The following is an 18,303-nucleotide window of genomic DNA, read 5'->3' on the forward strand; positions in this document are numbered from 1 at the left end:
AGTTGATCACCGGGTGACCCGGGCGACGAGCACACAGGCGTCGTCGTCGCGCCCGCTCTCGCCGCACTCCTCTATCACCGTCCGCAGGCAGTCCTGTGCGGTGCGCGCCTCGTGGAAGCGGGGGGCGAGGTCGAGCAGGCGGTGCGTCCGGTCGCCGGGCACCAGTCCGGCGGTGTGCAGCACCAGCAGGTCGCCCGTCGCAAGGGTCGCTTCGGCCTGCCCGTAGACAGCGCCCGTGGTGGCGCCCAGGAGAACACCCTCGGGTGTGTCGAGCCGGCGCCCCGTTCCGTCGCGGAACAGCAGCGGGGCGGGGTGTCCGGCCTGCGCCCAGGTGAGGGTGCGGCTGTCGGGCCGGTAGCGGCAGCACAGGGCGCCGGCCAGCACCGGTTGCGCCGTGGCGTCGAGTAACTGGTTGAGCCAGCCCATCAGTTGAACGGGTTCCGTACCGGCCATGCCCATGCCGCGCAGGGCGCCCAGCAGCATCGCCGTGTCGGTGGCGACGGACGGGCCGTGGCCGGTGAGGTCGCCGACGCTCAGCAGGGTGCGGCCGTCGGGGAGTTCGAGGGCGTCGTACCAGTCCCCGCCGAGGGGCGAGCCGGCCGCGGCGGGCAGTCGGGCGGCGGCGAGGTCCAGGGTGCCGGTGCCCGGTTGCGGCAGCCGCGGGGTACCGGGTGCGGGCGGGGCTACGGCCTCGCGCAGTTCGACCGCCGGCCGGCGCTCGCTCCCTGCGCGCTGCCGGTGGCGTTGCAGCGAGTCCCGGGTTTTGCGCACCTCGCTCTGGCTGCGGCGCAGTTCGCTGACGTCCCGCAGCACGGCCCACATCGAGGCGGTGCCGCCGTCGGCGTCGAGCACGGGCTCACCCATCATGTGCACGGTCCGCACCCCGCCGTCGGGGCGTACGACGCGGAACTCGCCGTCGATGGGCCGGGCGTCCACCAGGCAGTCCGTGACCATCGAGGTGAGCTTCGGCCGGTCCTCCTCCAGGACGAGGGAGGGCAGTTCGTCGAGGGTGAGCGCGGGGGTGGCCGGATCGCGGCCGAGGATGCCGTAGAGCTCGGCGGACCAGAGGGCGTCGTCCGCCAGCAGGTTCCACTCCGCGCTGCCGACCCGGCTGAGCAGTGAGTCCCGGGGGGCGGCGGCGGGTGCCGGCGGCGGACCGTCCCGCAGTTGGGCCAGGTGGGCGTCGAGGTCCTCGAGCTGATGCAGCGCCAGGTCGTACAGCGCGCGCTGCCAGCGGCCCTGCGGGTCCCCGGTGTCGATGTCCCGGGCGTCCCTGCGTACGGCGTCGACGTCGACCTTGAGCCGTCGCGTCTGCGAGATCAGCGCGTCGACCGAGCCGCGTCCCGGCGGCTGGGCGGCGGGATGGTCCGCAGACAGATGGGACGGCATGACGCACTCCGATGCGGGGACGGTACGACGAACGGCGACGGAACGGCGAACGGGACGGAAGGGGCCGTTACGACTGTTGCACAGCCCGCGACGGCGTGTAAGGGATTTGGCAACACACGATTCGGTGGTGTCTCTGGCATATGCCTCCGTCCCCGAGGCGGGCTCGCGGCGGTGCTGGTCATATGCCCGGAGGGGGGCCAAGTCGTAGGTGAGCTACGTGACTTGAGGGACCGGAGGGGGCTACGGGAAGACCGTCGACCGCCTGTTCGGCGGCCGTATGTTCAGGTCATCGACGTCGTGACGCAGATCACATCAAGTAGCACCCGCTTTCACGTAATGCGAGCGGCGCCCACGGGGTCCTACAAGCATGGACATCACCCTCGAACAGCCCGTCCGCGCGCGCCTGATCACCGCCGAGGACCAGGAACTGCCCGTCGCCGCGACGCTCCGCTACACGGCCGCCGACCCGTTCGCCGTGCACCTCGACTTCCCGGCGGAGATCTCCCTCGCCCAGGAGGCCGCGACCTGGACCTTCGGCCGCGCCCTGCTGCAGGAGGGCCTGAGCGGCCCCGCCGGCACCGGTGACGTGCACATCTGGCCGTGCGGACCGTCCCGGACGGTGGTGGAGCTGCACTCGCCGTTCGGCATGGCGCTGCTCCAGTTCGACACCTTCGCCCTGCGCCGCTTCCTGCTGCGCAGCTACGCCGTGGTCCCCTCGGGAGGCGAGGACGTCGGGGCCGCCGTCGACGAGGGGCTGCAGGCCCTGTTCGGCAATGTCTGAGGCGGGGCGGCGTCAGTCGTCGTGCCCGGCGTACAGCGCGGGACGCCCGGCGAGGGCGATCCCGACGCGCCCACCGCTCTCCAGCGCCCGCACGCCGGCCTCCGCGACCGCGGAGGCCGCGTAGCCGTCCCAGGCCGTCGGGCCGGTGACCCGCCCCCGCCGGACGGCGTCGACCCAGCCCTGCACCTCGTGGTCGTAGGCCGCCGCGAAGCGGACCAGGTAGTCCTGCGGCACCTCGGTCGCCGCGTCGCCGCGCGAGGTCACCAGCATCCCGTGGTCGTCGCCGATGCGCGCGCTGCCCGCCTCGCACACGGCCTCGCAGCGCACCTGGTACCCGAAGCCGCAGTTGACGAAGACCTCCACGTCCACCAGGACGCCCCCGTCGGTCTCGAACACCACGAACTGCGGGTCGAGCAGCCCCCGCGGAGCGCCGGAGGAGGGGCGCGGCCGCAGCACGGAGACCGCCGTCAGCTCCTGGCCGAGCAGCCAGCGGGCCGCGTCGATCTCGTGCGACACCGAACTGTCGATCAGCATCGCGCTGGTGAAGTCCGGCGGCGAGGAGACGTTGCGGTGCACGCAGTGCAGCATCAGGGGCCGCCCCAGCCGCCCGCCGTCCAGCAGCGCCTTGAGCCGCCGGTACTCGCCGTCGTGACGGCGCATGAACCCGACCTGGGTGAGCCGCCGGCCGAGCCGCGCCTCCGCCTCGACGACGCGCAGGGCCCCGGCCGAGTCCGGCACCATCGGCTTCTCGCACAGCACGGGAAGCCCCCGGGCGAGCGCCGCGAGCAGGGCCTCCTCGTGCGCGGGGCCGGGCGAGGCGATCAGCACGGCCTCCACCCCGGGGGCGTCCAGCGCGGCCTCGGTCTCCGTGTGCACCAGGACCCCGTCGACCCCGGCGACGGCCTCCTTCGCCCGCGCCCGGTCGGGATCGGCCACGGCGGCGACCCTGGCCCCGCTCACCACCCGGTCGAGGCGCCGTATGTGGTCCGCCCCCATGTGCCCGGCCCCGAGCACCGCCACACCCAGCAGGTCACCCACGCGCGCTCCCTCTCCCCGCCGACGATCACCCCGTAGCGTACGCGCGGCGGGTGGCGGGGCGGCAGGGGCGGCAGGTGCAGCGCCGGCCCGGAGGGGGGCGGAGCACTCGGTACCCCAGGTCGCAGAACCGCAGGTCGCAGGACCGCAGGGCGCTCAGTACCGCAGGACTCCCGCGATCCCGGCCTCGTTCCCCAGCGTGCCGTCCGGGACGAAACGCACGTCGGCGCCCGTCTCCAGACACTGCTCCACGATCTCGTCCACGATGTCCTCGCGGGCGTCGAGGTCGCCGCTCGCGGCGGGGATCAGATGGTCGCCGTCGTCACGCACGGTCACCCGGTAGTTCTCCTCGACGGCGAGCAGCCGGACCCGGCCCTCGCGGGCGTTCTGCCACACCTCGTCGACCCCGGCCGCGAACTCCTTGCGGCCGAGGGCCGAGTCGAGCGCGCGGCTGACCGTGTCCACGCTGCGGCGGGCCTCGGCGGCGACCATCGGCCGCACCGCCTGCCACACCGATTCCGGGGTGCCGTGCGACAGCCCGCCGTGCGGGACGTGCACCGCGGCGCGGGTGACCGTGCCGAGCTCGTCCAGGGCGGAGAGGGCCGCCTGTTCACCGGTGACGTACAGCGGCCGCGCGGCCAGCCGCAGCAGCCGGTTCATCGCGAGGTCGGCCTCGCGCAGGAAGTGACGGGTGTCCTCGTCGCGGAAGGTGCTCGGCGTGTCGCCGATCTGCTCCCGGCGCTCGGCGTCGAAGTTCTCCTGTCGGCGGGCCATCGGGAAACCGCCCAGATGCTCCTCCGTGACCCGCTCCGGCCCGCCGTTCCACAGGGTGACCCGGTCGGCGGAGACCGACAGCACCCAGTACGGCCGCTCGGCGGCCTGCGCGGAGACCAGGTTGCGGGTCAGGAAGGTGTCCGAGAGCACGACCCGCTCCGGCACCGGACGGCCCAACGACCACACCTGGTGCTCCCCGGGCGCCGCGAAGATCACCAGCCCGTCCTCGGTGTACGTCAGGTCGACCTCGGCCAGCGCCCGGTCGAGTTCGTGGGCCACGTCGGCGCGCCGCTCGCGGGTGACCCCCGGGTCGGATTCGAGCTGTTTCTTCGCCTCGGCCACGACATTGCGCAGCCGGACCCGGTCCTGGGCGTTGTCCGGCTCCCGGCGATGTGTGGGGGTCAGCACGGAGACCGCGGGATAGGGGCGCGGGCGGCGGAGTTCGGAGAGGGTCGCGGGGCTGAGTGCGTGCTCCATATGAGCACCATAGGACCGATTCACCCTTGGGGCATTCGGGGTACTGAGCGCCAACCGGTCGATGGGCGGCCGCGTGGGGCGAGGCCGCCCGGGGCGCTCGCGAAAGTCCCGGATTTCCTCGGCGTACGACGGTGACGACGACCCCGGCCGCCGGTTACCGTACGCGTCAGTAACCGGGACGTACCGCAGGAGGCACCCATGCCGCAGCTCGAAGTCGACGGCGCACCGCTGACGTACGACGACGAGGGACCGCGCGACGGCGGCGGGACGCCGCTGGTCTTCGTGCACGGCTGGACGGCGAACCGGCACCGCTGGGACCACCAGGTCGCCCACTTCGCCGCGACGCGCCGGGTGGTCCGCCTCGACCTGCGCGGACACGGCGAGAGCGGCGGCGCCGGGGTGAGGACGGTGGCCGAGCTCGCGAAGGACCTCCTCGCCCTCCTCGACCACCTCGGCATCGAGCGCTGCGTCCTGGTCGGCCACTCGATGGGCGGCATGATCTCCCAGACCGTCGCCCTCTCCCACCCGGGCCGGGTGGAGCGCATGGTCCTGGTGAACTCCATCGCCCGGATGACGTACAGCCGCGGCCGGGGCCTGCTGATGGCGTCCTCCACCCTGCTTCCCTTCAAGCTGTTCGTCGCCACCAACATCCAGCGTGCCTTCGCGCCGGGCTTCCCCCGGGAAGAGATCCGCCGGTACGTCGACTCCTCCGCCGGGACCCCGCGCGAGGTGGTCATGACGCTGTACGGCGCCATGCGGGCCTTCGACGTCCTGGACCGGGTCGGGGAGATCAAGGCCCCCACCCTCATGATCCACGGCTACCACGACATCCAGCTGCCGGTGCTGCAGATGCTCCGGATGGCGAAGGCGTACCCGGAAGCCACCGTCCGCATCCTGGACGCCGGCCATGAACTCCCCGTGGAGAAGCCCGCCGAGCTGACGGCGGCGATCGCCGCGTTCGTGGGCTGAACCGGCGCCCGGGCGTCCCGGACCGCTCCGACGGGTCAGCCGAAGGCGTCCGGGTCCGCCGCCGCCCAGTCGGCCGCCCAGCCGGCGGGCGGTCCGGCGGTGAGGGCGCCCGGCTCCAGCCACTCGTACAGCTCGGCGTAGGAACGGACCGTCCCCGCGTCCGTACGGCGCAGCAGATGCCCGGGGGTGAGCCCGCCCGGATCGCGTACGCCCAGCGCGGCCATGATCCGGACGGCGCCGCGGACCGTCGCCCGCTGGTAGTGCCGCACCCGCCGGGCCTTGTCGCCGACGTGCAGCGCCCACACCCGCCACGGGTCCTGGGTGGCGACGCCGACCGGACAGGCACCGGTGGGACAGCGGCCGGCGCCGACACAGCCGACGGCGGTCATCATCGCGCGGGCCGCGTTGGTGTAGTCGGCGCCCTGGGCGAGCCGCCGGACGATGTCCGCGCCAGTGGTGATCCCGCCGCTCGCGCCGATCCGGATCCGGTCCCTGAGACCGGTGCCCACCAGCGCGTTGTGCACGGTGATCAGCCCCTCGGTGAGCGGCATCCCCGGCCGTTCGACGGGGTCCGGCGGCCCGGCGCCCGTCCCGCCCTCCGCCCCGTCCACCACGACGAAGTCGGGCGTGACGCCTTCCGCGAGCATCGCCTTGCACACCGCGAGGAACTGCCGCCGCGACCGCACGCACAGTTTGAACCCGGTCGGCTTGCCGCCTGCCAGCTCCCGCATCCGGGCCACGAAGAGCACCAGTTCACGCGGCGTCGAGAACATCCTGTGATCCGGCGGCGAGACCACCGTCACGCCCTGGACCACGCGCCGCTCCCGTGCGACCTCCGCGCTCACCTTGGCCGCCGGCAGCACCCCGCCGCCGCCCGGAGCGGCCCCCTGCGACAGCTTCAGCGACACGCACTTCACCTCGGGCAGCGCCGCGCGGTCCGCGAACTCCCGCTCCTCGAAACCCCCGTCGGGCGTACGGCAGCCGAAGTAGCCCGACCCGATCTCCCAGACGAGGTCGCCGCCCCCGCGCAGATGGTGGTCCGAGAGTCCGCCCTCCCCGGTGTCCTGCGCGAAACGGCCCAGCGCCGCGCCCCGGCCGAGGGCGAGGACCGCGCGGGCGGACAGGGCCCCGAAGCTCAGCGCCGACACGTTCAGCAGGGCCATGTCGTACGGCAGCGCGCAGTCGGGCCCGCCCACGCGCACCCTCGGCTCCTCCTCGGGCGGGGGGACCGGGCCCGCCGAGGCCGCGAAGAACTCCCGCCCGTCGTGCGGGACGGGAACGGGGGGCGCGGGTTCCCGCACCGGGTATCCCAGACGGCCCACCAGGGGATGGTTGCGCAGCAGCGCGCGGCGGCGCTGGAGCAGGTCCCGGGCGCCGAGCAGGGCCAGGGCGAGCAGGGGGCCGGCCGCCGACCACCACCGGGCCGACACCGTGAACGACGCGGTCAGCGCCCCTGCCGCGCACAGGACGACGAGCAGCCACGGCGCGAACCGGCGCACTCAGCCGCCGTCCGCGTCGGACAGGCAGGAACTGCCGGTGCGGGGCAGGGAACCGTACAGCAGGAAGTCGTCGACCTTGCGGTGCACGCACTTGGACGAGCCGTACCCGGTGTGGCCCTCACCGCGGTTGTCGAGCACCACGGCCGCGTCGCCCAGCCGCTCCGCCGTCTCCACGGTCCAGCGGTAGGGCGTCGCCGGGTCCCCGCGGGTGCCGACCAGGAGCATCTTCGGCGTGTCGAGGTCCTTCACCTTCTCCCGGATGAAGTCGGTGCCGTGGGGCCGGCCGTAGCAGAGCAGGACCTCGGAGAGGCGGTACCGGCCGAACACCGGTGACGCCTTGTCGTAGTCGGCGCGCAGCCGTCGCAGGTCGGCGGTGATCCGCTCGGCGGTGGGGCGGTCGGGGTCGTCGGCGCAGTTGACCGCCATCAGCGCGGCCGGGAGGTTGTCGAGCGGGACGTCCTCGGCGTCGACGAGCGGGCTGGGGGAGGGCACGGCGCCCGCGGCGCTCGCGCGGGTGGTCGATGTCCGGGTCGGGAGGGTGGCGCCGCGGGGGACGGTGGTCCGGGTCGGGAAGGCGACGCCGCCGGTGGCGAAGGTCAGCACGCCGGAGGTGTCGCCCTCCTCGACGAGCCGGGCCAGCGCGCGTTCCAGCGAGGGCCACAGTTCCTCGCTGTAGAGGCCCTGGCCGAGGGCGGCCACCAGATCCTGTCCGGTGAAGTCGTCACCGGAGTCCGTCGGCACGGGATCCTGGTCCAGGGAGCGGACCGTGCGGAGCACCTCCTCGCGGGCCGTCCGCGCGTCGGTGCCGAAGGGGCAGGCGATGTCCTTCACGCACCAGTCGACGAAGTCGTCCAGCGCCACCTGCTGGCCCCGGGCGCCCGCGAGCCCCTGCTCGGTGAGCGGCTCGGTGAGGGTGTCGACACCGTCGAGGACCATCCGGCCGACCTGGCCGGGGAACCGGGCCGCGTAGACGGCGCCCAGCCGGGTGCCGTAGGAGAAGCCGAGGTAGTTGAGCTTCCGGTCGCCCAGCGCCCGGCGTATGACGTCCATGTCCTGTGCCGCGTCGACCGTGCCCATGTGGGTCAGGACGGGACCGGAATGCCGTACGCAGTCGGCGGCGGTCCGCCGCAGCCGCGTCAGCAGCGCGCGGGGATCGTCCAGCGCGGCGTCGTCCTCCAGCGCGCTCAGTCCCTCGTCCTCCTCCTCGGTGTCCCCGCAGCTGACGGGGGAGGAGCGGCCCACGCCACGCGGGTCGAAGGACACCACGTCGTAGCCGTCGGTCAGCTCCAGGAAGTCCTTGCCGCCGTAGGCGAGTCCGGGGACGCCCGCGCCCCCGGGGCCGCCGAAGTTCAGCAGCACCGAGCCCCGTTTGTCGCCGGTGGCCCGGTAGCGGGCGAGCGCCAGGTCGAGGGAGCCCGCCGCGGGGTGCGCGTAGTCGAGCGGCACGGTCACCTTGCCGCACTGGAGGTCCTCGGGCACGCCGTCGAGGTCGCAGGCCGACCAGGAGATCTTCTGGTCGTAGAACCGGTCGAGGCCGGACGGGTCGTCCCCGGCCGCCGCGGCGGCCGTCGGCAGACCCGTCCCCAGCAGGGTGAGCGCGGCGCCCGTGGCGAGCGCGCGGCGGCGCCGCGTCGACAGCATGGCCAGCATCAATGCCTCCAGGGACGCCCCGCAGCGGACCGGGGACCGGCGTCCCGGATCACGATAGGCGGCCTCCGGAAGGCGCGCCTCCGGACGGACGGCGGCCGTCCCGAGGCCTCACGGGGACCGGTGCCACGGGGCGCGAGGCCGTTCGACCCGCGGCGCCCGATGGGGTGAATGACGGATTGGGCATAACTCGTTCGGTTCGCCCGCGTTTTACCTGGTGCGGGCGAGTGCCCGCGACCTGTATGGCATGTATGGAAGGCAGGGACCCATGAGACGGGCTACCCGAAACGGTGTGCTCGCCGTAGCAGCAGCCTCCGGCGCGATGGCCGCCGTGACGATGCCGGCGTTCGCCGACTCCTCCGCCGCCGGTACGGCGGTCGGCTCGCCCGGCGTGGCCTCCGGCAACGGCGTGCAGCTTCCGGTGCACCTCCCGGTCAACCTCTGCGGCAACACCGTGAACCTGGCGGGCCTGCTGAACCCCGCGTTCGGCAACAGCTGTGCCCACAAGGGTGCCGCGCCGAAGCACGCTCCGGCGTCGGGGGCGGGCGCGACGACCACCACGGCCGGTTCGCCCGGAGCCGTCTCCGGCAACGGGCTCCAGGCGCCGGTCGACCTGCCCGTGAACGCCAGCGGCAACAGCGTGGACGTGGTCGGGGTCCTCAACCCGGTGTTCGGCAACCAGTCGGTGAACGGCCCGGTCGACAAGCCCCGGCACCCGGCGCACCCGGGCCGTCCGAGCACGCCGGTGCCGCCCACGCGCCAGCCCTCGGCCCCCGAGCCCGAGCCCCAGCGTCCCGCCCCGGGCACGAAGACGGTCCCGCACTCCCGGGCGCCGCAGACCCCGGCCTCCCACCGGACCGTGTCCTCGCTCGCCCACACCGGCGCCGACGCGACCGTGCCCGCCCTCGCCGGGAGCGCGGCCCTGGTCCTGGCCGGCGCGGTCCTCTACCGCCGCTTCCGCCCGGGCGCCCAGGGCTGACCGCGTGAGGCCGCGCCCGGCGTCGGGCGACGGCTGAGGGCGGCCCGACGCCGCCGCCCACCGGCTGACCGGTCTGCTTTTGAAGGTTCGCCGCGCCGACCCGCAGGCCCCCGCCGAACGGGGACCTGCGGTGCGCACCGACCGTGACCCGGGGATGCACGACACTCAGCCGCACGCGGGAATCTTTCGTCCCCGCCGGGTCGCGGGCCGCCGCGCTGCCGGACAGCCGGGCCGCCGTGCGTGAGGGATCGGTGGGCCCCGTCGTCCGGCCGGGCCGGCCGGACGGCCCCGCGGTGGACGCCGGAGAGCGAGGTCGGCCGCGCGCCGGTCTCAGGCGCCGTGGAACCGCCGGTGCAGTGCGCGCACCTCGTCGGTCAGTTCCGGAACCGGGCCCTCAACGGTCACCCCGGGGGCCACCTCGTGCACCGGCAGGGGCCTGACCGGCGCTGCCGCCGCCCCCCACTCCTCCAGCCAGGTGACGAGCCGGGCGGACGAGGCGACGTGGACGATCCGGCCGAGGCCGACCCGGGCGGGCGCCGCCGCGCACATCGGGCAGTGCCCGCCCGAGGGGCAGACCGTGGCCGCCGCCCGCTCCTCGGGGGTCGGCCGGGCCGCCGACCAGCGGGCCGGCTCGAACTCCGGGTGCCGGGTGCGGTCGCCGCCCGCCACCCGGTTGTGGTCCTCGGCGAGCACCGTCCCGTCCCCGCCGACCAGCACCGCCCCGAACGGCTCGTCCCCGGCCGCGAGCGCCTCGGCGGCCGGCTCGAGACAGCGGCGCAGATACGGCAGCTCGCTCTCCTCGATCACGGCGTACGTGCCCTCCTCGCGCGCTTGACGATCTTCGGCGCCGCACAGCCCAGGGGTACGGAGGGGCAGGACCGTTAAATTCCGTTGTGGGCCCGGCACCGGGATGCTGGAGTGAGCCGTATGGATCATGCCGCGGTACTCGCCCTGTACGACCGGGACATGCGCGAAGGCGCCCGCCCGGAGAGCTCCGACGCCCGGATCGAACGGACCGGGGGCGTGGTCCGCCACGTCGGCGGCGAGGGCGGCTGGAACGGCGTCCTCTGGTCGGACCTGGACGGCGTGGACGCGGATGCCGCGATCGCCGCCCAGGTCGCCTTCTTCGCGGAGCGCGGGGCGGAGTTCGAGTGGAAGCACCACGGTCACGACCGCCCCGCCGACCTGGGGCGACGGCTTCTCGAGGCCGGCTTCACCGCCGAACCCGAGGAGACGCTGATGATCGGTGAGACGAGCGACCAGCTGGTCGACGTGCCGCAGCCGCAGGGCGTGCGGATCGAGCGGGTGACCGACGCGGCGGGCGTCGAGCTCATGGTCGCCGCCAACGAGAGGGCCTTCGGCCACGACGGCTCCTTCCTGCGGGACCTCGTGCTCGCCCGGCTCGCCGGCGACCCGGACACGATCGTCGCCCTGGTCGCCCTGGCCGGTGACGAACCGGTCAGCTCGGCGCGCCTGGAACTCGTCCCCGGCACCCGGTTCGCGGGCCTGTGGGGCGGGGGAACCGCACCGGAGTGGCGCGGCCGCGGCGTGTACCGCGCCCTGATCGCCCACCGCGCCCGCATCGCCGCCGAGCGCGGCTACCGCTATCTCCAGGTGGACGCCTCCGACCAGAGCCGCCCCATCCTCGAACGCCTGGGATTCTCCGCGCTGACCACCACGACGCCGTACGTCTACACCCCGTAGCCGTGCGCGCGCCGCAGTCCCGGCGTCATGCCGTGAGCGGCGGTCGGCGGGCCGGTACGGGCGGTGAGCCGCACACGTGGGCGTGGCTCACCGCCCGTCCCGGCCCCGGCGCGCTCACCGGCGGGACTTCGCCCGGTCCAGCGCCGTCACCCCGAACGCCGCGAGGCCGATCTGGATCAGCCACTCGATCCAGTCGACGCCCTTGGTGTCGGCCACGCCCAGGACCGAGGCGAGGGCCGACCCGATCAGCGCGGCCACGATGCCGACCCCGATCGTCCACAGCACGCCGATCCGCTGGCGGCCCGGGACGACCAGCCGTCCGAGCACACCGATGATGATGCCGATGAAGATGGCACTGATGATGCCGTCGATCTCCATCTCCGCCCCTCCTTGGTCTTGGTGAGAGCCCGTCGACTGGCTTGTGCCCGCTCCGCGGTGGGGCAGTCGGTTCCGGTCGCGTCGCCGGTGTTTTCGCGCACGTTATTGCCCGCGCTTGATGTTCACGGCGCCGCCATGCCATGTACCTTTCAAGCAGTCCACGCGTGTAGAACCCTTCCTTGCGAGCTCTACGCGCGCAGATCGCCGCCGCACCCGCCTCTCTCCCCACCCCCTCACGGAGGTTCGCCGGATGCCCCGATCATCGAGACACCCCCGCAAGGTCACCACGCTCCTGGCCGGCCTCGGCCTGCTCGTCACCGGAGCCGCGCTCCAGGTCGCCACGACCGCCACCCCCGCCCACGCCGCCACCCCCCACCGCATCCTCTTCGACGACGGCCACGCCGAGGAGGCGGGCAACGCGGACTGGATCATCTCCACCGGCAAGCCCGACCCGCTCTCCCAGGACTCCTCCCCCTCCTCGGAGACGGACTGGACCGGAGCGCTGTCGTCGTGGGGTGTCGCCCTGCAGAGGACCGGCGACTACAGCCTCAAGACCGCCACCGGCGCTCTCACCTACGGCGGCTCCTCCACGACCGACCTGTCCAACTTCGACACGCTGGTCCTGCCCGAGCCCAACACGCTGTTCACCACCGCCGAGAAGACGGCGATCATGAACTTCGTGAAGAACGGCGGCGGTCTGTTCATGATCTCCGACCACACCGGCGCCGACCGCAACAACGACGGCGAGGACGCGGTCGAGATCCTCAACGACCTGATGACGAACAACAGCGTCGACTCCACCGACCCGTTCGGCTTCTCCATCGACTCCCTCAGCGTCAGCTCGGACCATCCCTCGGCCGTCAACGACAGCACCGACCCGGTGCTGCACGGCTCCTTCGGCACCGTGAGCAAGAGCCTGATCGCGAGCGGTACGACGGCCACCCTCAAGCCCGCCGACAACTCCGGCGTCAAGGGCCTGCTCTACCGGACCGGCTACTCCGGCAACACCGGCGCCTTCTTCGTCACGAGCACCTTCGGCAGCGGCCGGGTCGCCTTCTGGGGCGACAGTTCGCCCATCGACGACGGCACCGGCCAGTCCGGCAACACGCTCTACGACGGCTGGAACGACACCGGCGCCACCAACGCCGCCCTCGCCCTGAACGCCACCGCGTGGCTCGCCGGCGGGACCGGCAGCGGCGGCGGTGGCGGCTCCGGCACCTGCACGTCCGCCCAGCTCCTCGGCAACAACGGCTTCGAGTCCGGCGCCACCACCTGGAGCGCGACCAGCGGGGTCGTCACCAACTCCGCCAGCCAGTCGGCCCGTACCGGCTCGTACTACGCCTGGCTCGACGGATACGGCTCCGCCACCACCGACACGCTCTCCCAGTCCGTTGCGACCATCCCGTCCGGCTGCACCACCGCCGCGCTCAGCTTCTACCTCCACGTCGACACGGCGGAGACCACCACCAGCACGGCGTACGACACGCTGAAGGTCCAGGTGCTCAACAGTTCCGGCGCGGTCCTCGGCACGCTCGCGACCTACTCCAACCTCAACGCCGCGAGCGGCTACACCCAGCGCAGCTTCAGCCTGGCGGGCTACGCCGGCCAGACCGTCACGCTCAAGTTCACCGGCACCGAGGGCTCCACGCTCCAGACCTCCTTCGTCATCGACGACACGGCGCTCAACGTGAGCTGAATGAGGCGGCCCCCCCGTGCGCGACCCGGCCCGGCCGATCCGCCTGTGCGGGCCGGCCGGGCCGCCTTTCCGGTTCCGTTGGGGGCGGGGGCTACGCCCGCGGGGCGCTCCGGGCCGCCGTGAAGGCGCACATCATCCCCAGGATCACGGCCAGCGCGCCGATGATGATGTTGTTGACCACGACGCCGGCGTCCGGGCTGGTCCCGACGACCCACGGCGCGATGATCATCCACACGCCGAGTGCGCACATGGCCCAGCTCAGGCCGTACATCCGGGCCGGAGCGGCGGTGAATCCGAGGCCCAGCAGACCGATCGCGATGCCCACGACCAGGTTGTGGGTCATGAGGTCGGGCTGGCTGGTGGTGTAGTGGAGCACCCACGGCGACACCGCGCAGTACAGACCGAGCAGGAACACCGGTCCGTCCACGAGCGCCACGTCGCGGCCGCCGCCGAGCACGGCCTCGTAGCGTGCGCGCATCTCGGACACGTCGGGGTGGGTCGACAGGTCACTTCTGTCTGGCGAGACGTTGGCCATCACTCGTCTCCTTCGGGTGGCAGGCCTGACCGCGTCTGGTGCGGTGTGCGGTAAGCGCCGCGCACAGACATTCTGCGCTTATTCGTCCTTTATGTGTAGAGGTGGGGACGGTCGCGTGTGCCAGGCGTGGAGCGCCCCCGGAGAGCACCGACACTCCCCGGGGGCGGCGGGAGGGGCCGCTCTCCCGCCGGCCGCACCCGAGGAGACGTGGAGGTGCGGCCGAATGGTATTTCCGGGGGAGAGCGGGTTGTGGATGCGGCACGGGCGGGGGAACGGAATCCGACGGCCACGACGGCGGCCACGGCGCGTGCAGCGTTCACGCGTCGAAAAGAGTTCCGGTCCCCCGGTGCGGTCGGGGTCGGCCGGGGTCAGGTCTCGCCCACCGGCTCCAGCCGGACGCGCAGCCGCTGCATACCGCGCCGCGCATGGCTCTTGACCGTGCCGAGCGGCCAGCCGGTGCGCTCGGCGATCTGGGTCTGGGTGAGGTCCTCGTAGAACGTCAGGCGCAGCACCCGCTGCTGCGGCGCCGGGAGCCGGGCGAGTTCGCCGCGCACCAGCAGACGGTCGAGCGCGGCCTCGGGCCGGTCCCGGTCGGGGTCGGCGAGGGCGAGCTGCGAGCCGGCCGCTGCGACGAGGCGGAGCCGGCGGGTCCGCGCGGCCAGGGTGTCGGCGATCCGGCGGCGGGTGATCCCCACGATCCAGCCGCCGAGGGTGCCGCGCTCGGGCCGGTAGCCCGCCCGGCCCCGCCACACGCCCAGGAACACCTGCTGGCTGACGTCCTCGGCCTCCCTCACGTCTCCCAGGGACCGCCAGGCCAGCGCGTGCACGAGGGCGGACCAGCGCCGGTAGGCGGCGGCCAGACAGGCCTCGTCGCCCGCCACCAGACCACGGGCGATCTCCTCGTCGGCGAGCGGCTCCGCGCCGGTCGCGGGCGCGTACCGGAGGGTGGGGGACGGCAGCGGGCTCATGACGACGGCTCCTCACCTCGGGCGACCCGTCCCGGGCCGGTGCGGGACGTCCTGCGGGGCGTGGCCCCGTGAGGGCATCGTCCGAGGGGCGCCGGGTCCCCCTCAACACGCGTCGTTTCTGCGTCGTATCAGCCGTAAAGTCGGCACATGAGCGAGTCCACCGCCTCCGACGACACCGCACTGACCACCGGCGCCCTGGCCCGCCGTCTGGGCGTGGCACCCACCACCCTGCGCTCCTGGGACCGGCGCTACGGCATCGGTCCCGCCGTGCGCGGTGACGGCCGGCATCGCCGCTGGCGCCCGGACGACGTGGCCGTGCTGGAGACGATGTGCCGGCTCACCTCGGCCGGGGTCTCGCCCGCCGAGGCCGCCCGCGCCGCGAAGGAGGGCCCGGGCCCGCTCCCGGTCCGGCCGGCCGCGGAGGTGCGCGAACGCTCCCGGGAGACCCGCGAGCCCCGGAAGACCGGTGAACTCCCGCTGGAGGGTGACGTCCGCCAGGAGTGCAGGGGCCTGGCCCGCGCCGCCGTACGGCTCGACGCGCCGGCCGTCGCCGAGCAGCTGGCGCAGGCCGTCGACCGGCACGGACTGACCGCCGCCTGGCAGGAGGTGATGGTGCCCACCCTGCACGCCGTGGGACGCAAGTGGGCCTCGTCCGGGGACCGGTACGTCGAGGTCGAACACCTGCTGTCCTGGCACGTCTCCACGGCCCTGCGCCGCGCCACCCGGCCCGCCGTGCCCGGCGACACGGGCGGGCCGGGGCCGGTGCTCCTCGCCTGCATGCCGGGGGAGGAGCACACCCTGCCGCTGGAGGCGCTCAACGCCGGACTCAGCCGGCTCGACGTGCCCACCCGGATGTTCGGCGCCGCCGTGCCCGCGGAAGCGCTGTCCGCGGCCGTCCAGCGGCTGGGCCCGGTGGCCGTCGTGCTGTGGGCCCAGGCCCGCTCCACGGCGAGCCTCGCCCTCGCCCGGCACCTCGCGGCGACCCGCTGGGGCGTGCGCGGGGCCCGCCGCACACCGTCCGTGGTGCTCGGCGGCCCCGGCTGGGCGGGCCGTTCCCCCGGCCTGCCCCGCCCGGCCGCGCTGGGCGGGGCCCTGGAGACGCTGGCGGCCGTGTACGACGCCGGGTGAGGCGCCGCTCGGCCGCTCGGCGGAAACCGGCTCGGCCAGTCACCGGCTCGGCCGGTCGCGCGGACGGCCGCTCAACCGCTCGGCCGGTCGCGCGCTCAGCCGAGTAGCGGCTCGGCCGGTCGCGCGCTCAGCCGAGCAGCTTCAGCAGCTCCTCCGCGAGCGGGGCCGAGGAGGCCGGGTTCTGGCCCGTCACCAGGTTGCGGTCCACGACCACGTGCGGCGCCCACGGCTCGCCCACCCGCACGTCCACACCGGCCTCGGCGAGCCGGTCCTCCAGCAGCCACTTCGCCCGGTCGGCGAGTCCGGCCTGCCGTTCCTCGGCGTTGGTGAAGGCCGCGACCCGGTAGCCGGCGAACGCGTTCGAACCGTCCTCCCGCACCGCCGCCAGCAGCGCGGCCGGACCGTGGCAGACGACACCGAGGGGCCTGCCGGAGTCGAGTGCCGCGATCAGCACGCGGCCGGAGACGGGATCGACGGCCAGGTCCTCCATCGGGCCGTGCCCGCCCGGGTAGAACACCACCGCGTAGTCGGCGGGATCCACGTCCTCCAGCCGCAGCGGCCGCTCCAGCTCGCCCATCCCGGCGAGCGCCGCGGCGACCCGGTCGGCCGCCTCCTGCCCGCCGTTGGCCTCGGCGGCCAGGCTGCCCTTGTCCACGGGCGGAACCACACCGCCCGGCGTGGCGACCACCACCTCGTGGCCCGCCGCGCGGAAGACGCCGTACGGGGCGACGGCCTCCTCCGCCCAGAAGCCGGTCGGGTGGGGAGTGCCGTCGGCGAGCGTCCAGCGGTCGCTGCCGGTCATCACGAAGAGGATCTTTGCCATGGGGGGTGCCTCCGGAGTGTTCGCGTGCGTCGTGCCCCTCGAATCTAGTCCTGCGAGGCGGGCGCGCGCCGCCCGTACGGTGAGCGGCTCAGTCGCGGCCGCGCGCCCGCTTGAAGCGGGCCAGGCCGTCCGCGAGGTCCACGATCGGATCGGGGTAGTCGACGCCCGCCCGGTCCAGACCCTTCAGCCGCCACGGCTCGTGCACCGCCGCGCCGTCCAGGTCCGCCAGTTCGGGCACCCAGCGCCGGACGTACGCCCCGTCGGGGTCGTAGCGCTTGGCCTGGGTGACCGGGTTGAGCACCCGGTTGGGCCGGGAGTCGGTGCCGGTCCCGGCCATCCACTGCCAGTTGAGCTGGTTGTTCGCCACGTCCCCGTCCACCAGCAGGTCCAGGAAGTGCCGGGCGCCGATCCGCCAGTCGACGTACAGCGTCTTCGTGAGGAAACTCGACGTCAGCAGCCGCCCCCGGTTGTGCATCCAGCCCTCGTGGAGCAGCTGCCGCATCGCCGCGTCCACCACCGGATAGCCGGTACGGCCCGCGCGCCACGCCTCGACGTCCCGGCCCGCCGTGCGCTCCGTACGCCAGCGGTCGTGCTTGGTGCGGTAGTCCGCGAGCGCCGCCGCCGGCCGCGCGGCCAGCACCTGGCGGTGGAAGTCGCGCCAGGCGACCTGCCGTACGAACGCCTCGGCGCCCGGCCCGCCCGCGGCGCGCGCCCGGTGCACCAGCTCGACGGGGGAGAGGGTGCCGAAGTGCAGATGCGGCGAGAGCCGTGAGGTGGTGTCGCCGGCCAGGTCGTCGTGCCGGTCCTCGTACGCCGGGACGTCCGAGCGCAGCCACGCCGTCAGCCGCGCACGGGCCTGCGTCTCACCGCCCTCGGCCAGGGCCGGCGACAGACCCGACAGGCTCTTGCGGTCCGGCAGCTCCTCCGAGCCGACTGCCTCCGGCACCCGCACCGCCCGCGGCGCGCCGAGCACGTCCCGGGGCCGCTGCCGCGACCAGTGTCCGAAGTACGGCGTGAAGACCGCGAAGTGGTCCGAGGAGCCCGGGGCCAGCACACCGGGGTCCACCACGGTCGTCACCGTGCCGTGCACGTGCAGCCGGACCCCCTCCGCCTCCAGGGCACGCCGCAGCCGCTCCTCCCGGCGCTGGGCGAACGCGCTCCCGTCCCCCGCCAGATGTACCTCGTCGGCCTCCGCCTCGGCGGCCACCCGGCACACCGCCTCCACCAGGTCCCCGGACCGCAGCACCAGCCGGCCGCCCCGCTGCCGCAGCCCCGCGTCCAGATCGCGCAGACAGTCGGCGAGGAACGCCAGCCGGTTCGGCGCGGCGAACCCCGCGCCGTCCACCGCCCGGTCGCGCACGAACAGCGGCACCACCTCGCGCGAGCCGTCGAGGGCCGCGCGCAGCGGAGGGTGGTCGTGCAGCCTGAGATCCGAGGTGAACAGGACGACCGAGACGTTCATGGCGGGCTCCGGGACGAGGGGATGTCGGACTGTCAGGCGCTTCCGCGCGACGGGGCCCG

Annotated in this window: 17 protein-coding genes; 6 read left to right on the forward strand and 11 right to left on the reverse strand. The window is 74.1% G+C overall.

Going from position 1 to position 18,303, the window contains the following annotated elements; genetic code table 11:
* Nucleotides 1-6: 6 nt before the first annotated feature.
* Nucleotides 7-1,389, reverse strand: coding sequence for a SpoIIE family protein phosphatase (locus U5640_RS42220; protein ID WP_340384499.1), 1,383 nt, complete (start codon nt 1,387-1,389; stop codon nt 7-9).
* Nucleotides 1,390-1,756: 367 nt separating this feature from the next.
* Between U5640_RS42220 and U5640_RS42225 the strand changes: the two genes are divergently transcribed.
* Entirely contained in the window at nt 1,757-2,170 is a 414-nt protein-coding gene (locus U5640_RS42225; protein ID WP_340384500.1) for an SsgA family sporulation/cell division regulator, read from the forward strand.
* A gap of 12 nt (nt 2,171-2,182) precedes the next feature.
* On the opposite strand, the gene U5640_RS42230 is transcribed toward U5640_RS42225, so the two are convergent.
* Nucleotides 2,183-3,208, reverse strand: coding sequence for a Gfo/Idh/MocA family oxidoreductase (locus tag U5640_RS42230; protein ID WP_340384501.1), 1,026 nt, complete (start codon nt 3,206-3,208; stop codon nt 2,183-2,185).
* Nucleotides 3,209-3,361: 153 nt separating this feature from the next.
* Nucleotides 3,362-4,456: a chemotaxis protein gene (locus U5640_RS42235; RefSeq protein WP_340384502.1), complete on the reverse strand. Its 1,095-nt coding sequence runs from the start codon at nt 4,454-4,456 to the stop codon at nt 3,362-3,364.
* A 198-nt stretch (nt 4,457-4,654) separates the two neighbouring features.
* On the opposite strand from U5640_RS42235, the gene U5640_RS42240 reads away from it, so the two are divergent.
* The gene (locus tag U5640_RS42240) at nt 4,655-5,425 is read left to right on the forward strand and encodes an alpha/beta hydrolase (RefSeq protein ID WP_340384503.1); all 771 of its coding nucleotides are present in this window, start codon (nt 4,655-4,657) and stop codon (nt 5,423-5,425) included.
* Between the two features lie 35 nt (nt 5,426-5,460).
* Here U5640_RS42240 and U5640_RS42245 read toward each other — a convergent pair whose 3' ends face one another.
* Together U5640_RS42245 and U5640_RS42250 are read right to left on the reverse strand one after the other, a co-directional pair.
* Nucleotides 5,461-6,924: an FMN-binding glutamate synthase family protein gene (locus U5640_RS42245; protein ID WP_340384504.1), complete on the reverse strand. Its 1,464-nt coding sequence runs from the start codon at nt 6,922-6,924 to the stop codon at nt 5,461-5,463.
* Complete coding sequence (locus U5640_RS42250) at nt 6,925-8,574, reverse strand: alpha/beta hydrolase (RefSeq protein ID WP_340384505.1); 1,650 nt, start codon at nt 8,572-8,574, stop codon at nt 6,925-6,927.
* A 265-nt stretch (nt 8,575-8,839) separates the two neighbouring features.
* On the opposite strand from U5640_RS42250, the gene U5640_RS42255 reads away from it, so the two are divergent.
* Nucleotides 8,840-9,550, forward strand: coding sequence for a chaplin family protein (locus U5640_RS42255; protein ID WP_340384506.1), 711 nt, complete (start codon nt 8,840-8,842; stop codon nt 9,548-9,550).
* Between the two features lie 330 nt (nt 9,551-9,880).
* On the opposite strand, the gene U5640_RS42260 is transcribed toward U5640_RS42255, so the two are convergent.
* Nucleotides 9,881-10,357, reverse strand: coding sequence for a nucleoside deaminase (locus U5640_RS42260; protein ID WP_340384507.1), 477 nt, complete (start codon nt 10,355-10,357; stop codon nt 9,881-9,883).
* Nucleotides 10,358-10,477: 120 nt separating this feature from the next.
* Between U5640_RS42260 and U5640_RS42265 the strand changes: the two genes are divergently transcribed.
* Nucleotides 10,478-11,254, forward strand: a complete 777-nt coding sequence (locus U5640_RS42265; RefSeq protein ID WP_340384508.1) for a GNAT family N-acetyltransferase — start codon at nt 10,478-10,480, stop codon at nt 11,252-11,254.
* 114 nt (nt 11,255-11,368) lie between these two features.
* On the opposite strand, the gene U5640_RS42270 is transcribed toward U5640_RS42265, so the two are convergent.
* Entirely contained in the window at nt 11,369-11,632 is a 264-nt protein-coding gene (locus U5640_RS42270; RefSeq protein ID WP_340384509.1) for a GlsB/YeaQ/YmgE family stress response membrane protein, read from the reverse strand.
* A 250-nt stretch (nt 11,633-11,882) separates the two neighbouring features.
* Here U5640_RS42270 and U5640_RS42275 point away from each other — a divergent pair, with 250 nt between their 5' ends.
* Complete coding sequence (locus U5640_RS42275; RefSeq protein ID WP_340384510.1) at nt 11,883-13,328, forward strand: hydrolase; 1,446 nt, start codon at nt 11,883-11,885, stop codon at nt 13,326-13,328.
* A 91-nt stretch (nt 13,329-13,419) separates the two neighbouring features.
* Here U5640_RS42275 and U5640_RS42280 read toward each other — a convergent pair whose 3' ends face one another.
* Both U5640_RS42280 and U5640_RS42285 read right to left on the reverse strand, forming a co-directional pair.
* Entirely contained in the window at nt 13,420-13,863 is a 444-nt protein-coding gene (locus U5640_RS42280; protein WP_340384511.1) for an SPW repeat protein, read from the reverse strand.
* Between the two features lie 368 nt (nt 13,864-14,231).
* Complete coding sequence (locus U5640_RS42285; RefSeq protein WP_340384512.1) at nt 14,232-14,831, reverse strand: sigma-70 family RNA polymerase sigma factor; 600 nt, start codon at nt 14,829-14,831, stop codon at nt 14,232-14,234.
* Nucleotides 14,832-14,978: 147 nt separating this feature from the next.
* Between U5640_RS42285 and U5640_RS42290 the strand changes: the two genes are divergently transcribed.
* Entirely contained in the window at nt 14,979-15,959 is a 981-nt protein-coding gene (locus U5640_RS42290; protein WP_340384513.1) for a MerR family transcriptional regulator, read from the forward strand.
* Between the two features lie 127 nt (nt 15,960-16,086).
* Here U5640_RS42290 and U5640_RS42295 read toward each other — a convergent pair whose 3' ends face one another.
* Both U5640_RS42295 and U5640_RS42300 read right to left on the reverse strand, forming a co-directional pair.
* Nucleotides 16,087-16,782: a type 1 glutamine amidotransferase domain-containing protein gene (locus U5640_RS42295; RefSeq protein ID WP_340384514.1), complete on the reverse strand. Its 696-nt coding sequence runs from the start codon at nt 16,780-16,782 to the stop codon at nt 16,087-16,089.
* An 88-nt stretch (nt 16,783-16,870) separates the two neighbouring features.
* Entirely contained in the window at nt 16,871-18,244 is a 1,374-nt protein-coding gene (locus tag U5640_RS42300; protein ID WP_340384515.1) for a deoxyribodipyrimidine photo-lyase, read from the reverse strand.
* Nucleotides 18,245-18,303 lie beyond the last annotated feature (59 nt).

This window comes from Streptomyces sp. SS7 (genome assembly GCF_037993025.1).
In the GTDB taxonomy this organism is placed as follows: Bacteria; Actinomycetota; Actinomycetes; order Streptomycetales; family Streptomycetaceae; genus Streptomyces.

Excerpts from the sequence above, each read along its gene's own strand:
- U5640_RS42235 (WP_340384502.1), bottom strand. The coding sequence starts at position 4,456 with ATGGAGCACGCACTCAGCCCCGCGACCCTCTCCGAACTCCGCCGCCCG.
- U5640_RS42220 (WP_340384499.1), bottom strand. The coding sequence starts at position 1,389 with ATGCCGTCCCATCTGTCTGCGGACCATCCCGCCGCCCAGCCGCCGGGA.
- U5640_RS42275 (WP_340384510.1), top strand. The coding sequence starts at position 11,883 with ATGCCCCGATCATCGAGACACCCCCGCAAGGTCACCACGCTCCTGGCC.
- U5640_RS42265 (WP_340384508.1), top strand. The coding sequence starts at position 10,478 with ATGGATCATGCCGCGGTACTCGCCCTGTACGACCGGGACATGCGCGAA.
- U5640_RS42280 (WP_340384511.1), bottom strand. The coding sequence starts at position 13,863 with ATGGCCAACGTCTCGCCAGACAGAAGTGACCTGTCGACCCACCCCGAC.
- U5640_RS42270 (WP_340384509.1), bottom strand. The coding sequence starts at position 11,632 with ATGGAGATCGACGGCATCATCAGTGCCATCTTCATCGGCATCATCATC.
- U5640_RS42290 (WP_340384513.1), top strand. The coding sequence starts at position 14,979 with ATGAGCGAGTCCACCGCCTCCGACGACACCGCACTGACCACCGGCGCC.
- U5640_RS42300 (WP_340384515.1), bottom strand. The coding sequence starts at position 18,244 with ATGAACGTCTCGGTCGTCCTGTTCACCTCGGATCTCAGGCTGCACGAC.
- U5640_RS42255 (WP_340384506.1), top strand. The coding sequence starts at position 8,840 with ATGAGACGGGCTACCCGAAACGGTGTGCTCGCCGTAGCAGCAGCCTCC.
- U5640_RS42240 (WP_340384503.1), top strand. The coding sequence starts at position 4,655 with ATGCCGCAGCTCGAAGTCGACGGCGCACCGCTGACGTACGACGACGAG.
- U5640_RS42295 (WP_340384514.1), bottom strand. The coding sequence starts at position 16,782 with ATGGCAAAGATCCTCTTCGTGATGACCGGCAGCGACCGCTGGACGCTC.
- U5640_RS42250 (WP_340384505.1), bottom strand. The coding sequence starts at position 8,574 with ATGCTGGCCATGCTGTCGACGCGGCGCCGCCGCGCGCTCGCCACGGGC.
- U5640_RS42285 (WP_340384512.1), bottom strand. The coding sequence starts at position 14,831 with ATGAGCCCGCTGCCGTCCCCCACCCTCCGGTACGCGCCCGCGACCGGC.
- U5640_RS42225 (WP_340384500.1), top strand. The coding sequence starts at position 1,757 with ATGGACATCACCCTCGAACAGCCCGTCCGCGCGCGCCTGATCACCGCC.